This is a genomic window from Paracoccus nototheniae, from assembly GCF_004335005.1.
Taxonomy (GTDB): Bacteria; Pseudomonadota; Alphaproteobacteria; order Rhodobacterales; family Rhodobacteraceae; genus Paracoccus; species Paracoccus nototheniae.
Genome location: NZ_RQRT01000007.1, coordinates 30,236 through 44,242, shown reverse-complemented (window position 1 = coordinate 44,242; position 14,007 = coordinate 30,236). Strand labels below are relative to the sequence as shown.

General features: G+C 58.8%; 18 protein-coding genes. 1 reads left to right on the top strand and 17 read right to left on the bottom strand.

Annotated features, from left to right (window positions below; translation table 11 throughout):
• Positions 1 to 48 precede the first annotated feature (48 nt).
• From EG885_RS05305 to EG885_RS05230, 17 genes are all read right to left on the bottom strand, one after another.
• A complete protein-coding gene (locus EG885_RS05305) occupies positions 49 to 363 on the bottom strand; it encodes an H-NS histone family protein (RefSeq protein ID WP_131573439.1) in 315 nt (104 codons plus the stop codon).
• A 62-nt stretch (positions 364 to 425) separates the two neighbouring features.
• Positions 426 to 1,490, bottom strand: coding sequence for a TrbL/VirB6 family protein (locus EG885_RS05300; RefSeq protein WP_131573438.1), 1,065 nt, complete (start codon positions 1,488 to 1,490; stop codon positions 426 to 428).
• 1 nt (position 1,491) lies between these two features.
• Positions 1,492 to 2,079, bottom strand: a complete 588-nt coding sequence (locus EG885_RS05295) for a hypothetical protein (RefSeq protein WP_131573437.1) — start codon at positions 2,077 to 2,079, stop codon at positions 1,492 to 1,494.
• Entirely contained in the window at positions 2,072 to 3,082 is a 1,011-nt protein-coding gene (locus EG885_RS05290) for an ATPase, T2SS/T4P/T4SS family (protein WP_242679511.1), read from the bottom strand. The genes EG885_RS05295 and EG885_RS05290 overlap by 8 nt, the downstream gene beginning before the upstream one ends.
• A 2-nt stretch (positions 3,083 to 3,084) precedes the next feature.
• The gene (locus EG885_RS05285) at positions 3,085 to 4,491 is read right to left on the bottom strand and encodes a TraB/TrbI/VirB10 family type IV secretion system protein (RefSeq protein WP_131573436.1); all 1,407 of its coding nucleotides are present in this window, start codon (positions 4,489 to 4,491) and stop codon (positions 3,085 to 3,087) included.
• Positions 4,488 to 5,198, bottom strand: a complete 711-nt coding sequence (locus EG885_RS05280) for a TrbG/VirB9 family P-type conjugative transfer protein (protein WP_207392204.1) — start codon at positions 5,196 to 5,198, stop codon at positions 4,488 to 4,490. Before EG885_RS05280 ends, EG885_RS05285 begins: the two co-directional genes overlap by 4 nt.
• On the bottom strand, positions 5,198 to 5,896 hold the full coding sequence (locus EG885_RS05275) for a VirB8 family type IV secretion system protein (RefSeq protein ID WP_131573434.1): 699 nt from the start codon (positions 5,894 to 5,896) through the stop codon (positions 5,198 to 5,200). The genes EG885_RS05280 and EG885_RS05275 overlap by 1 nt, the downstream gene beginning before the upstream one ends.
• Before the next feature lie 8 nt (positions 5,897 to 5,904).
• Positions 5,905 to 6,699: a type IV secretion system protein gene (locus tag EG885_RS05270; protein WP_131573433.1), complete on the bottom strand. Its 795-nt coding sequence runs from the start codon at positions 6,697 to 6,699 to the stop codon at positions 5,905 to 5,907.
• A gap of 1 nt (position 6,700) precedes the next feature.
• Positions 6,701 to 7,903, bottom strand: a complete 1,203-nt coding sequence (locus EG885_RS05265) for a transglycosylase SLT domain-containing protein (RefSeq protein ID WP_165571042.1) — start codon at positions 7,901 to 7,903, stop codon at positions 6,701 to 6,703.
• On the bottom strand, positions 7,890 to 8,114 hold the full coding sequence (locus EG885_RS05260; RefSeq protein ID WP_131573431.1) for a hypothetical protein: 225 nt from the start codon (positions 8,112 to 8,114) through the stop codon (positions 7,890 to 7,892). The genes EG885_RS05265 and EG885_RS05260 overlap by 14 nt, the downstream gene beginning before the upstream one ends.
• The gene (locus EG885_RS05255; RefSeq protein WP_131573430.1) at positions 8,107 to 10,485 is read right to left on the bottom strand and encodes a VirB4 family type IV secretion/conjugal transfer ATPase; all 2,379 of its coding nucleotides are present in this window, start codon (positions 10,483 to 10,485) and stop codon (positions 8,107 to 8,109) included. The genes EG885_RS05260 and EG885_RS05255 overlap by 8 nt, the downstream gene beginning before the upstream one ends.
• Positions 10,475 to 10,753: a VirB3 family type IV secretion system protein gene (locus EG885_RS05250; RefSeq protein ID WP_131573429.1), complete on the bottom strand. Its 279-nt coding sequence runs from the start codon at positions 10,751 to 10,753 to the stop codon at positions 10,475 to 10,477. Before EG885_RS05250 ends, EG885_RS05255 begins: the two co-directional genes overlap by 11 nt.
• A 5-nt stretch (positions 10,754 to 10,758) precedes the next feature.
• On the bottom strand, positions 10,759 to 11,076 hold the full coding sequence (locus EG885_RS05245; RefSeq protein WP_131573428.1) for a TrbC/VirB2 family protein: 318 nt from the start codon (positions 11,074 to 11,076) through the stop codon (positions 10,759 to 10,761).
• Complete coding sequence (locus EG885_RS05240) at positions 11,073 to 11,693, bottom strand: lytic transglycosylase domain-containing protein (protein WP_131573478.1); 621 nt, start codon at positions 11,691 to 11,693, stop codon at positions 11,073 to 11,075. Before EG885_RS05240 ends, EG885_RS05245 begins: the two co-directional genes overlap by 4 nt.
• Positions 11,694 to 11,718: 25 nt before the next feature.
• Complete coding sequence (locus EG885_RS22645; RefSeq protein ID WP_165571041.1) at positions 11,719 to 12,060, bottom strand: hypothetical protein; 342 nt, start codon at positions 12,058 to 12,060, stop codon at positions 11,719 to 11,721.
• A gap of 176 nt (positions 12,061 to 12,236) precedes the next feature.
• Positions 12,237 to 12,866: an acyl-homoserine-lactone synthase gene (locus EG885_RS05235; RefSeq protein ID WP_131573427.1), complete on the bottom strand. Its 630-nt coding sequence runs from the start codon at positions 12,864 to 12,866 to the stop codon at positions 12,237 to 12,239.
• On the bottom strand, positions 12,835 to 13,050 hold the full coding sequence (locus tag EG885_RS05230; protein ID WP_131573426.1) for a hypothetical protein: 216 nt from the start codon (positions 13,048 to 13,050) through the stop codon (positions 12,835 to 12,837). The genes EG885_RS05235 and EG885_RS05230 overlap by 32 nt, the downstream gene beginning before the upstream one ends.
• 137 nt (positions 13,051 to 13,187) lie before the next feature.
• On the opposite strand from EG885_RS05230, the gene EG885_RS05225 reads away from it, so the two are divergent.
• Positions 13,188 to 13,841: a helix-turn-helix transcriptional regulator gene (locus EG885_RS05225; RefSeq protein ID WP_131573425.1), complete on the top strand. Its 654-nt coding sequence runs from the start codon at positions 13,188 to 13,190 to the stop codon at positions 13,839 to 13,841.
• Positions 13,842 to 14,007 lie beyond the last annotated feature (166 nt).

Here is a 14,007-nt window from a genome sequence, read left to right as displayed (position 1 = left end):
AAAAGCAGGCGGCCGAAAGGCCGCCTGCTCTCTTTTGTTCCAAGCTATTTACTTAATCAGTAGATCATCAAGATTGCCACCCGCGTCCAGATGACCCTTTACCCAAAGCGGCTGGCGACCCCGGCCTGTCCATGTCGATGAGGCATCCTCTGGATTGGTATACTTGGGCGCTACGGTCGATTTGACCGACTTCCCACCGCCAAGCAGATCTTTCAGAGAGAACCCGTGTTCCTCTGCCGCTTGCTGTGCTGCGGCCATTGCCTTTTCTTTTTTCTTGGCCTCAAAGCCGTCAATCTGCCGTCCAACAGCTTTCTGGAGGTCGCGGAGTTCTTTCAGCGACATATTTTCAAGATCAATATTCATTAGACTTCCTTCTCTAAAGTAAGGGCAGCCACAGGTTGCTCTTATGCCCCTCGCTTGTGCGATTATCTTTTTCCTAGTGTTCGAGCTTTGTCCTGCATTCTATTTATGGACTCTGCAACCCCTGTCGTCGCCTGAAAAACTGATGGGGTGGCTGCGAACGCCTGACCTGCGCGGCCTACGGCATTTTCACCGCGCATTGTCTGCCCCGGAGCTTTCGCCAAGGCTGCGGTTGTCGCCGCTGCGCCCTTTCCAGCATTCATGACGCTCTTTCCTTGGCCCATAAACCTGCTGCCAGTCGCGATAACACCAGCCATCTGAATGTTGCCCGACACGGTTGTGACAAGCATCGGCAGAAGAGCCATGCAAAGGAGGATAAGGATCATCAGGACAATGAAGGGGACAAATGCACCAATGCTGGTATAGCCATCGGTGCCGATACGGTCGATCATATCGGTTCCCATGGAAATCATGATCGAAAAAATCGAGGCAATGAACAAGGGGTAAAGCGACCAGCTGATGCAGGCGGACATCCACCTTTCGAAGAACCCCTTTGTCGCCTCAAAGAGGGTCATTGCGATCACGATAGGAGCTAACCCCAAAAGAACAGTAATCACGACTTTGGGGAACAAAATGAGCAGAGCCGATACTGCCGAGATGAACCCTATGAGCAGAACGCAAATGCCTGACACAATAGCCGAGGTAAAATATCCCCCCATATCCTCTGCGATACTTGTAGCAGCATTGGTGAATTGGATCATCAACCGATCAATTGCGCTTGCAAATCCGTCATTGATTGATGGGCCGCTTAGTCCGTTTCCGCTTGAAGCAAGGATGCCACCAGCTGTTGCTTCTATGGCGCTCAGGATACCATCAGCGACACCCCAGAATTGGTTCCAGTTCCACGCAAAGATCCCGATCAGAGCCAGCTTTATCATCAGGCTCAGGCAATTTGCCCATGCCATCGGGCGCAGCTGAACCATCATGTTGATACCCACCAAGGCTACCGCAAGAACAGCCATATAGCCGACGAGGGTGCCAGACGCTTCAACAAGGCCAAGGAACGTCGATCTTGCGGCATTGACCAGAAAACTTTCTGCTGAATTGACGATTGGTGCGACAATAGCCATTTCAACGCCCCCGCTGTTCGCGGCATATGTCTAGCGAAGGTTTCAGAAGCCGCGCAACTTCGCGCAGAACCTCTCCACCAAGGTCTTGTATTTCAGCCCTGTCTTTACCTGTTGCGACTTCGTTGTATTCCTGATCCGCACTGTTCCATGACGGATGCTCAATATCACACGGACATGAGTTGGTTTCGATTATATTTTCGTAACGCCGCATGTCATAAATGGCTTTCAGCAATACGGCGTTATCAGCCTCTTGTGGGGATCGATTTACGGCCCATTGCGGGCGTGCTGGCTTCACGCATCCATGGCGGGTCGTTTCTTCAACGCCCTGAGACTGCGACAAGTCGGGCATGGTGAAGTCCATGAAGTCCTTTTCCGTCTGTGACGCGGGCGGCTCAACATCTGGTTCATTTGTGCCGCGAGTTTCATCTGACCGCGCCAAGTCGGGCATGGTGAAGTCCATGAAGTCCCGCTCAGCCTGAATGACAGGGGACGTTTCAGCGTGAGGCGCATTCCCGAGGAAGACGCCACCAATTGCCACGCCAACGGCGAGTGATGCCGCACCGATCACAAGGGTTTTTCGATCAAGCATTGTCGTGTTCTCCGTTGTCGCCCGTATCGGGAATGTAAAATTCCAGAACCCCGCGATCGCCACCTGCGCGGCCCGTCTGGATCACCACATCGATCGAACCGCCGATGTAGCGCAGCGTGTCGGCATAGGTCAGCGGCAGCTCGGATTTCAGCGCCATGATGGCGAGCTTGAACAAAGCCAGTTTCGGGGTTTCAGCATGAATCGTGGTCATCGACCCTCCGTGACCGGTGTTGATCGCTTCGATGAAGGTCATGGCTTCCTTGCCGCGAACCTCGCCCACGATCAGCCGGTCAGGGCGCATCCGCAGACAGGAGGTCAGAAGAATGTCCGGCGTCCTTGTTCGGCTGTCCCGATCCGCAATCAGCGTCACCACGTTGGGCTGCGTCGGGACCAGCTCAGAGGCATCCTCGATGGTGATCATCCGTTCACTGTCGCTGACATAGGATAGCATCTTGCGGGCAAAGACCGTCTTGCCGCTGTCGGTCGCGCCCGCGATCAGGGCGTTCATCTTGTGGTCGACAATGAAGGCCATGGCGGCATCAATATCGCCGGATGCTGCCAGCCGTTTCAGCTCATGCTTTGTCTCGGCACGGGCCTTGTCCACCGAGTATTCCTGACCGTGCAGATATTTCACCCGGATCTTGTCGAGCGGCAGGGACGAGAAGAACCGCATTGAGATTGCCGCACCCGACAGCACCGCAGGCTCTGCCACGACCTGCGCCCGGATCGGTCGATCCCTGTAGGTCACAGAGGTGGAAATGATCGGGGCGTTCGTTCCGAGCGTCAGCTTGCCCGCGCTGGCGATGATGCGGCCCAGGTCCGTGACTTCCTGCCGGTTCATCGGGTGGCGCGCTTCCAGCTTCATCGCCGGATCGCCGTGTTCCAGCGACCAGATGCGTCCGTCCGGGTTGATCGCGATTTCCACCAGTGCGGGGCTGTCGATGACAGCCCCGATCCGTGCCAGTGCTTCGTCCAGATAGCTGCCATGGGTCATGTCGTTCATGATCAGAATATCTCCAGATCGCGGTCCACCATGACGGCGATCCGGGTGCCTTGGTTCACGGTGATCGTGGGAGGCATCGAGACATACTGGCCGATGGCAGAGTCCGTGGCGCCGCCGAGGGCGTCCGAGACACCGGTTGCGGCATCGTTTGATCCACCCGTGGAAATGGTCACGCCGCCGTCGCTGCTGTCATCTTCCAAAAGTGATGGGATGGCCGAGATTGTAGAAATCAGCGCGGCAGCACCGAAGCGGCGGAAGAAGTGATTGTTGACCCTGCCGGTAGTGCCGGAACGGCCCAGGGCATCGCCACCGAAGGAGCTGATCTGCACCGACTGGTTGTCGGGCATGATGATGCGTTCCCATGCCACCAGAAGCCGGTTTTGGCCGGTTTCCACATCGGCGGAATAGCTGCCAATCAGGCGCGACCCGCGCGGGATCAGGATGCGCGATCCGTCATAGGCCACCACATCGGTTGTCACGAGGCCCCGGATTGGCCCTTCAAGCGTCGAGTCGATGGCCGTTTCCAGCACCGCCTGAATCATTGTGCCCTGCGTAACGGTGTTGGACGGATTGACGATAATTTCCGCGCGCTGCACCTGAACAGGACGCCCGGCATCGCGCACGAACTGCGCGTCACTGCTGAGCCGGGCGGCCTGTTGCGCGGCAGCACCATCGCCCGAACCCGCCGCATCGGCGACGGCACCTGCCGCCCCGCTGCCGCCCCCACCGAGGGCGATCATGGATGACTGCATGCGGGCCTGTTCCAGCTGTGCGGCTTCCTCTGCCGACTGGCGGCGCTGTGTCAGAAGATCGTCGTCGCTGCCGGGCAGGACGCTATCGTCGCCGCGAAGGCGCTGCATGTTCATTTCATTGTTGAGGCGGGCGATTTCCCGATCACGAGTGCTGAGTGTGGATTGCAACTCGCGCTCACGGGCCTCCGCTTCGTTGCGCAGCTCGCCCAGCTCGTCGCGCAAGGCATCGAGGGCGGCTGTGTCGATTTCCGGCGCGTCGGTGCCGTCATCTGCCGGGGGAGCCGACAGCCGGTCGATCTGGTCTTGCAGCCCCCGGATCAGTTCGACCACTTCGGAATTGTCATTGGCAGGAGCGGGTTCGGGTTCCGCAACCTCCACGGGTTCAGGCTCTGCCGCCGCTGGACGCGGCGTGTTTTCGAGATTGCCGAAGCCACTGCCTTCATTCTGGAACTCGCTGGCCTGCCGAACGTCCAGATCCGCCTCACCCTCGGGCTGCGAATAGACGTAGACCAGCCCGGCCAGAGCCGCCGCCCCGCACAAAAGCCCGGTCAGCTTTGCCGCACTGGCGGCAGGCCGGGGCTTTGTCGCGGCAGGGGCGGCAGCCTTGTTCATCCCGGCCAGGCGCTCGCGCAGGTCGATATTTTCTTGTTCGCTCATTGCACCAACCTCACGGCTTTCATCATCCCCACGGTGGATTCAACCTGACCCAAGCGCAGCATCCAGAACGGGCTGGTGCCAGTCACGCGCACCACGCCATCGGGCATGGTCTGGGAATTGACGGTGATTTCCTGACCCGCCGTGACCTTGAAGATCGCGGGCAATTCGCCATTGCGGCGGAATTTGAAGTAGGTGAAGGCCCCATCATCCCAGACTTCCGTGGGTGTGGTGCCGTTGACGATGCTGCCGCCATAGTCGTGGTTCAGTGGACCCCGCGCGACCTGACGGTTCGCGGGCGTGGTGCCGCCCGAGCCGCGCGGATAGGTGAAGCGGACAACCGAGAACTGCGCCGAGGCGCTTTCCGAGACTTCGAAATAATACTGCCGCTTGTTGGTATAGACGTTGATGTTCGTGGCGGCCCCGCTGGCCGTGGGCTTCATCACGAAAGCGCTGCCGCCCGGCACCGCATCGAAATTGAAGCTGACGGTATCGCCCGCGACCACGGAGGTGATCTGTTCATCCGGGCCGAACTCCACGGACGTGACCCGGCCAACCTGCGTCTGGACACGGTAGACCTGTCCATCGACCCATTGCGCATAACGGACACGGGCATCGAGATTGCCCGCCCGAGGGGTGACTTCCGCCAAGGCGCTCGACGCCCCCATGCTGGCCGCGCACATGGCAACAATGATCCGAATGCCCTGCATCATTGGACCTCCGACCTGTCAGACGTGATTGCATATTCGTAGACCGAGAAGCCGAACGGGTTGGTCCAGACCTCTTCAAGAGAACGGGCTTCGGTGGTGTCGTAGCGGAACGCCAGCGTGACCGTGAACAGCCCCTGGGTTTCCCCATCATCGTCCTGCAGACGCTTGCGCAGCCGCACCTGTGCCCGGTCATTGGTGATCAGCGTGACCGAAAGAACTTCCACATCCATGCGGGCGCGCGGCCCGTATTTGCTCTGCGGATAATCCGGGTTTTCCGACGACCAGAGGCTGCGCATGGATTGCAGCGCGGCCCCTGACGACCGTGCCAGCACCGAGCGGACCCGAAGGTCATTGTCGAGCATGCTGTAGGTTTCCCGGTCGCGGACATAGGCATGGACCAGCGACTGCACGACCGCATCACGATTGGTGACAGAGATCGTTTCCAGATTGACCATTGGCAGAGCCATGCCGCTGGTCGGATCGAACGGCACCAGAACCGGGGCAGGGGTTTCATGACTGGCTGCGATCACCGCCGCCATGATGCAGCCAATGGCCCCAAAGCCCCATCCCGCGACGCCGAATTTCTGCCAGAAGGCGCCGCGCCGGCGCTCGCCATAGATCAGCTCTTCCTCGGTTTCGCTGACTCTCCGGTTCGCGACGGATGCGGCTTGCGCCTTATTGTTTTTGCGATTGAACATCGGTGGCCTCACTGCAAATCCGGCATGGTGAAATCGAGCATCTGTTGCTCCTGCGCCCAGGCACTGGCCTGCGACACGTCCGACATGCCCATCCCGTAGCTCTGGATCGCGAGCAGCTGGTTGTTCTTGATCAGCTCACTGACGGCTTCGCCCATCATCCGCGTGTTCAAATCGATCGCTTCCTTGATGCCGGTCTGCTGCGGGATTTCCCCCACCAGACTGTCGAGGCGTTGCAGGCTGACCGCCGTTTCGCGCTGCGCGGTGTCGGCCGAGGCCGCCACCAGCGCGCCGGTCGTGGCCTGACCTGCGGCACGTCTTTCTGCCACGCTGCCGGTCCGGCCCATTTCTTCGACCCGCGCGGGATCGAGGCCAGCCCCGGTCATGGTCGTTTGCGCAGCGGCCTGAATTTCTGAACGGTAGCCCGAAGACAGGCCCGTCCAGTCACCCGAGGATGCCGAGTTGGCTGCTTGCAGGATGCTGGTCATTTTCGGATCGAGAACCGCATCCAGACCACCGCCCATGAGAAGGCCCTGAATGTCGGCATTGCCGGTCAGGACGGCATAGATCTGTTGCAGTTCGGAAGTCTGTTCCTGCAACGCGGCCAGCTGTTCGCGGAAGTTGTCCAGCATATTGCTTTGAATACCAGCATCCTCCAGCATATTTTCGATCTGAAGCAGAAGTTGGGTGATCGACTCCCTGTCGAAGGTCGGCACACCCTGCGCCGAAGCCGGAAGGGTCAATGCCAGCATAGAGGTCAGTCCCAAACCTGCCCCGACGATCAGTCCTTTGAATGCAATCCGCATCTTACAATCCCCCTTCAAAATTCATGAATGCGCGTTCCTGCGCGAAAGCTGACGCCGCAGCGACCTGCTCAGCCGACATGGGCTTGGACCGCGCCGCGACCAGCCGCGTCCGGATCACAAGCAGCCGGGCAAATTCGGCCCGAACATAGCTGTTCAGCGCCATGGCCTCAGCCGCGTTCGTGGTGTTCCCGAGGCGCGACATGGCATCTTCGAGCCGGGTCATCGCCAGCCCCATGTCCTGCCCGGCCTCATCCGCATATTCCGCGGTGGCCCCGCCGATCATCGCCCGGTCGGCATTCGCCATATAGCTGGCTTCGATGCTGCCGATCTGGTCGGCTGCACCGAGGGCGGCCATGTATTCGCGATACTTGGTCGGGATGATCTGGACGTATTTCTGGGTTTCCGGAAAGGGCGGCACCCCGCCATATCTCCGGACGTTCCCCGCCCCGGCATTGTAGGCCGCCAGCGCCAGGATCATGTCGCCGTCGAACTCATTCAGCCGCTGCGCCAGATAGCGCGCCCCACCTTCGGCCTGCACATAGGGGTCCGATCTGTAGGTTCCTTGAATACCCAAATCGCCAGCAGTGGCCTCCATAATCTGGGTGAGGCCATAGGCCCCGACCGGTGATTGGGCATGGGGATTGAACCGGCTTTCCTGCCAGATCAGTGCCTGCAACCAGCACCGCCACTGGATCAGCGACAGCCCGGCGCGCTGCATATGATGGGTGTCCTGCGCCGCGCGGATGATGATCTGTTCGACGTTTTCGCGATCACCGCTGAACAGCCGGTCGGCGGCGGCGCTATTGTCGGTGGCGTAGACTTCCGCTGACGGGGCTGCACTCTCTTCAAGGTCGGACAGCATGTCCCGCGCCCCGGCGCCGTCATCGGGCAAGGTCATCCCCCCAGTGACGTCTTCAAGCGCCTCGACCTGCTCGCGGTCGGCTTCGAGGCGAAGGCGCGCTTCTGCGGCCTTCTCCCGCTGCCGGGCGAGATCTTCCCTTTCTAGGTCGGTGATTTGGGCTTCTTGTATAACCTTGGCCGGATCGACAATCGGGACGCCCTGCGCCACCGCCGCGCTGGACAGCAACAGCGCAAGGATCGGGGATGCAAACGTCAGGCCCCAGTTGCCAACAGGCCCTTGCTCGATCCTTGACGTCTCGCGCGGCCCTGTTTCGGGCAGGGGATGGGGATCACGGTTGCGCATAGGGACCATCCTCGACCGCGCCCTCATAGACGCCCACCTGCCGCACGGCATCCTGACGCGCTTCGCCCCAGAGTTCCGGCAGCGGGCGCAGATCGCAGGTCAGATCGCCGCGCGCATTGAAGCACTTGCTGCTGACCGGCTTCGATTGGGTGCCAGCGCAGGCCGAGAGGGCAAGGGACGCCAAAACGGCGCAGAGGGCATGCTTACGCATCTTCAAATCCTTTCCAGAAATCGGGGCGGGTCCGGTAATCCGCGCCCACCAGCGCCTCACCGGCTTTCATGCCGCCGAGGATGGTCAGGAGCGGGCCAAGGGCCGACAGATCGGTGTCGATCACATGCGATCCGTCATCGGACCGCAGCAGGGCGATGCGCGACCCGGGGGTCACGCCCATGAGGATTTCCAGCTCTTTCTGATTGAGATTGAGCCCGGCATAGTCCTCGAAATTGGCTTCCTTATTCGGCAGCAGCATCTTTGTGGGCAGTGCCTGCAACAGGGTCCGCCCGTGCGCCGAGGCATTCAGCTGATGCGCAAACTGCGTCATCATCACCACGACCGTGTTCTGCTTGCGCGCCGTCACCAGCCAATTCTCGATCCGGCCCGCAAAGTAGGTATTGTCCAGCGCCTTCCACGCCTCATCGATGACGATGATGGTCGGGCGCTTGTCCTCGATTTGCCGTTCGATGCGCCGAAAGATGTAGGACAGGACCGCCATGCGGGCCCTCGGATTTTCGCTATCCAGAATGTCGGTCAGATCGAAACCGACAAACTGGCCGTCCAACGAAAAGTTATCCTCGACCTCGCGCCCGAAGATCCAGCCGAAGCGGTTTCCCTCCGTCCATTCGTTCATCCGGTCGGCCAGTGCGCCGCCGTCATGAGTAGAGCCGACCAGCTGCGCGAACTGCGTCCAGGTCCGCAGGTTCGGGTTTCCGGCTTCCGCGTTCTGGCGCACCGCATTGCGCACCGCGCGGGACTGTTCCGGTTGCAGCTGAGTATGGCCGGTTTCCATCAGGTGAATGAGCCAGTCGCTCAGCCATTCCTGCCCGGACGTGTCCGTCTCCACCCAGAGGGGGTTTAGGCCGGTGCGCTCACCCGCCTTCAGTTCCGAATACCGCCCGCCCAAGGCGCGCACGGCCATTTCCATGCCCCGGCGATAGTCGAAGACGAAGACCCGCGCGCCGACGCGCTGCGCCTGTGCGGCGAGGAACGCTGCTTGCACGGATTTGCCCGACCCCATGCGGCCCAGAACAAGCGTATGGCCGTTGCTTGGCTCTTTGGCCGGATCGCCCGCCTCATGGAAGTTGAAGCGATAGGCGCTGCGCGAAATCGTTGGGAACCATGTGATCGGCGTGGCCCAAGGCACGTTCTCACCGCTCTTGCCCATCGCCGCACGATGCAGGGCCGCGAAATCGGCAAACTGTTCATTGGTGATCGCGCCTTCGCGGATGCGAAAGGACCGGTTGCACGGGTGCTGGCCGAAAAACACCGTCTGCGCGGTGTAGCCCTGCGAGATCATTTTGACGCCCGCCGTCACCGCAATATTGCGGATCATCGAACTGATGCGGGACAGCTCTTCCTCGCTGTCGGCATAGACGGCGACCGCCATCTGATGCATCCCGAAGGTGATTTCCCCCGAGGCCAGCCGGTTTTGTGCCGTCTGCAAATCGGCAATCGTGTTGGCCGCTTTGTCATTGATCGCAGCGCGCTTGCGTAATTCCCGCGCCAGCCGCTCTTCCATGACGCCGTTGTTGACCGGCACATAGTAGTTCGACACCACCATATCGACCGGCAGGTCCAGTTCATCGAACATGGTCACGAAGGAGTCGCGGGGAAATTCCTTGATCGAGTAGATGGTGCCGACACGATCCGGCAGGCTTCCCCCGGTCAGATAGATCCTGTCGCCCTTGAAGGTGATGCGGGTGTTGGACACGCTTTCTGCGACGGTTCGATCCAGCGTCGTGTGGAAGGTCGGAACCTCGATGCCGGTATTGAGGCTTTCCAGAAACCCGAGCAACTGACCGCTGGATGCGGTCAGAACCTGCGGGTCCATGTGCGACAAGGCCGAGCAGAGAAATTCCACGACCTCATGCAACTGGCTCACTTGCCCGTCGATCTGGCGGTCAAGCAGCTCTTGCGACTTGCGCTGCGAGAAAGGGATCTTCGACAGAAGATCGGGCCGCTTGATGACCGTGATGGTGATTGTGTGTTCGCGCAGGCTGGACCGGCTCATATGCGCCTGCCAGCGGCGGTCGATCTGAGCCGCAAGCCCGTCATCGATGACGGGCGGCAGGGCGGTGTCGATGCGCCGCGATACCTTGTGGACGGTATAGGCAAACTTGTCGCCGGTCTGAGCGATGATGCTGGCGAAGGTATCTTTCATCCGGTCCAGCAATTCGTCGGCAACCGTCAGGCTGTTCAGACCTGAGACGCGGATGCATTGGAAAAACTCGTTGCCGGTGGTGCGGATGGTCATGTCATCGGCCAGCGAGACATAAGGCAGCATCGAGGCCACGGATTGTTCGCGGCTAGCCCATTGGGGCAGAATTTCGAGGGCGGCAGGCCCGATCCGAAGATTACGGTTCATAGCTATCAGCACCCCATTGGTCACGATTTTTGGTTTTGCGGGTTTTCTTGCTCACGACAGTGATCACATCGAAAAAATGCGGGTCCCATTCGGCGGCAAGCCAGAAGGCCGGATAGGACAGGGCCGTGAATGCGAGGGTCCAGAAACTCTGGACCCACACAAAGGCCAGGACGGACCCCACCATCCAGATCACGGCATAGAACATCGGAAGACCCATAATGCGGGCCGGGCGAATAAGGCCGAGGAACAGCGGGGACCGTTTAACCATGGCGATCAGTTACCCCACATCGCGTTGACGATGGTGGATGCGCCCGCGACGATGGCGATGCCCGCCACGACATAGACGACCGTGCGGAAATCGACGTAGCCCATCAGCCACGCGGCGCCGATGCCGATAACGGCCAGCGTTGCCATGGCCCGCCCGAGCGGGCCGGTCAGGGTGGAGGCGATGCCGGTCAGAATGTTGGTGATCGGGCTGAGGTTGATCTGCCCCTGCGCGAGAGCAGGCGAGGTCATCAGCATGAAAAGGCCGACCGCCAGCAGCGCAAAGAGCAGCAGATTGGTTGCCGAAATCGGCAGTGATTTGGTCATAAGGTATCTCCGTTTAATCGGGAAAAGACGGCCATCACCTTGCGGACGTGACCTTGGGTTTCGCGGTAGGGCGGAATGCCCCCGTGGCGCGAAACAGCTTCCGGGCCAGCGTTATAGCCAGCCAGCGCCAGCTCCTTCGATCCGAACCGGTCGAGAAGAAGGAGCAGGTATCGTGCAGAACCGTCGAGGTTCTGATGCATGTCATGGGGGTCCACGCCGAGCGTGGCGGCAGTGCCCGGCATCAGCTGGCCGAGGCCGATGGCCCCTACATGGCTGCGCGCCCGAGGATTATAGGCACTCTCGATTTCAATATTGGCGCGGTAGAAATGCCGCCATTCCATGACCGACATTCCAGCTTTGCGCAGGGCGACGTGGCCGCCGTAGCGCACGGCTGTCTGATCAATAGCGTTGAGGACTTCTTCACTTCCCGAAACTGCGCGCGGTGCGACAAAGCCGCTTTCCGGTTCCGCGAGAAACGACATGGCGTCTTGGGAAGGGGAGGCCGAGCGTTCAGCCTCTGGGATTATCGGTTGCCCACCTGATCCGAAATGGCGGGCGAAACCGTTACTCTGTTCTCTGTATTGAAAGGTTCCATCGGACCCCGGCACGAGAACCATGCCCTGTCCGAGACATGCGGTTGTGCTAAGTGTCAGACCTCCAATCAACCAGACAGCGGCCATCTTTGAATTGTTCAAACGTCTGTCCCTTTTCCGGCGGCACATGAATCCCGGGAAGACCCCAGGACATAGTTTTTGAGGCCACTCCATTTACACTGAGCGACGATTCAGCCTCTGTTTTCAGTTTGTAGATCACCAATCGCCGGGATTTTCTGTCAGCCGAAACGACTTCATAAATCCATTTACCTTTTAATCCCGTTCCAAATCTTGAAACGCTTTCAAGGCATATGACGATAACCGATCCGCCCTCGTTTACGACTTGCGCGACTTCCTCGCTAATTATCACTGGAAGCTGAATTGAACTCATTGGTGGCTCCTGCACACAGACAGGTGCCTTAATGCACTAGGTTGGGTTGCTCGCACTAGGTTGAATCCACTAGATCATCCTCTTTCTATCAAGCTATTCGACATGATGCAATAATAAACGAAACGCTTGAACGTTTCGATTTTACTTTAGTGTTTCGACTTCGCTTTGTTGTCTTGCTATCCTAGGTCGCGCACCGGGCACTCGAAGACCTGAAACGATCCCTCGGAATTGGTGGAAACAGGTCCGAGCTGCTTGACCGGCCAGCGCAGGGAATTTGCCATTCGCAGGAAGGCTGGTGAACCAAGGAACAGAACGGTGTCTGCGCCTTCACGGCCTAGGAAGGTGTTGATCTTTACCAGGATCATCTTCGACACGTCGCGCGAGCCTGTGACGACCATGCGGGTAATTTCCCAGATACGCTCATCCATCGGCGGCACCGAGTTGCATAGTGTTTGGGGAAGGCCCGGCAGCACTCCCAAGCAGGCATCGCGGATCATGTAGCTATACTGAACATGGCCGGTGCCGCTGATCTGATCAGTCCGGCGCAAGCGCGCGCCGCCCACGACCTCGCCATTAAGAGAGGCGACGACATAGACCGTGTTGAACGAGTCATATTGCTCGAACTCAAGATCCTCGGCATGAAACAGCGGCCAGTCGAGGCGATCCACGAAGACCTGCTTGCGCAGCTTCAGGTAGTCATTGACCAGATGCCACCGATCCAGATCCTCCGGACAACGGATCACCTCGACCAGATAGTCCTCCCGAGCGGCGTCACTAAATCTGCGCTGTGGTTGCATCGCTACCATTGCTACCTACCTCAAAAACTTCGGTCGATCCGATGAACATGCGAACGCCCTGAGGGGTGACTGCCCACACCCCCTTGTTCGACAGCTTCACAGTGACTTCTTCGCCTTTGCCCAGATGCTCGAACATCGTGACAAGGTTCTGGGCCATATCGACCGTGAAATTTGCCTCTGCGGCGATGGTCACACCCCTAGGGCGAACTCTGCTCGAAATGTCTCTCATTTATCCCCCGGGCGACTTGCCGCTCTGTTCTGAAGACAGGGTTAGGAGGGTCGTAAAGGGATTGACACCAACTTGTCCTTTTGGTCAGCTAAAAGGACAAATTGACGATTTCGGTTGACAAAATAGAAATGATTGATCTCGTAATACCTGACCACGAACGCGAACTTGAAGTTCTGGAAGACATTGGAAATGCAGGATTTATCCTTGGCCTTGGCTTAAAATTCGGCAAGCCTGACTTCGCACTGAATCGCTATCCGGACGCTTGGACGAAGAAATACGAGGAAGAAAACTATTTCTTTGGCGACCCCATGACTCTTTGGACCATGAACCGAACAGGCTCGGTTCGGTGGTCCGCATGCGAATTTGAAGACATGCGTGGCGTCATGGATGAGGCTAGGAAACATGGCCTTGCCTACGGCGCGACCTTTGTCGAGGTGGTGAAGGGCAAACGTTCTTTTCTCTCCATCGGCCGAAACGACAGAGAGCTGACGGACGACGAAATGGCGATGCTTATGACCCGAGTAAAGTCATGGGCGAGCCTTTTTGCAAACTACTGGAAGACTGTCGGGCTGACCCAAGGGGAGGTCGATGCTTTGGCTTCGCTTAAGATGGGGACCAACCAAGACGAGGCGGCAGAGGCTCTGAAAATTAGCCGGTCGGCTCTTCGGCAGCGCATCACCACAGCCCAGGTCAAGCTGCGCGCTCCGAATACGGTCAGTGCTGTCGCGCGCGCGGCACAGATGGGAATTATTTAGGTCATATTTAATAGTATGGTCGAGCGTCACGTGGGGCGCTCGGAAGACCTTCTGTGCAAGTCTGTTACATAATAAAGCTTATTGAGGTGTATGATCTAGGAGGGTGAAGTCTACGGATGTTTCCGGGGACAGACAGAAATATAACAACAAATTGAGATACTTGATT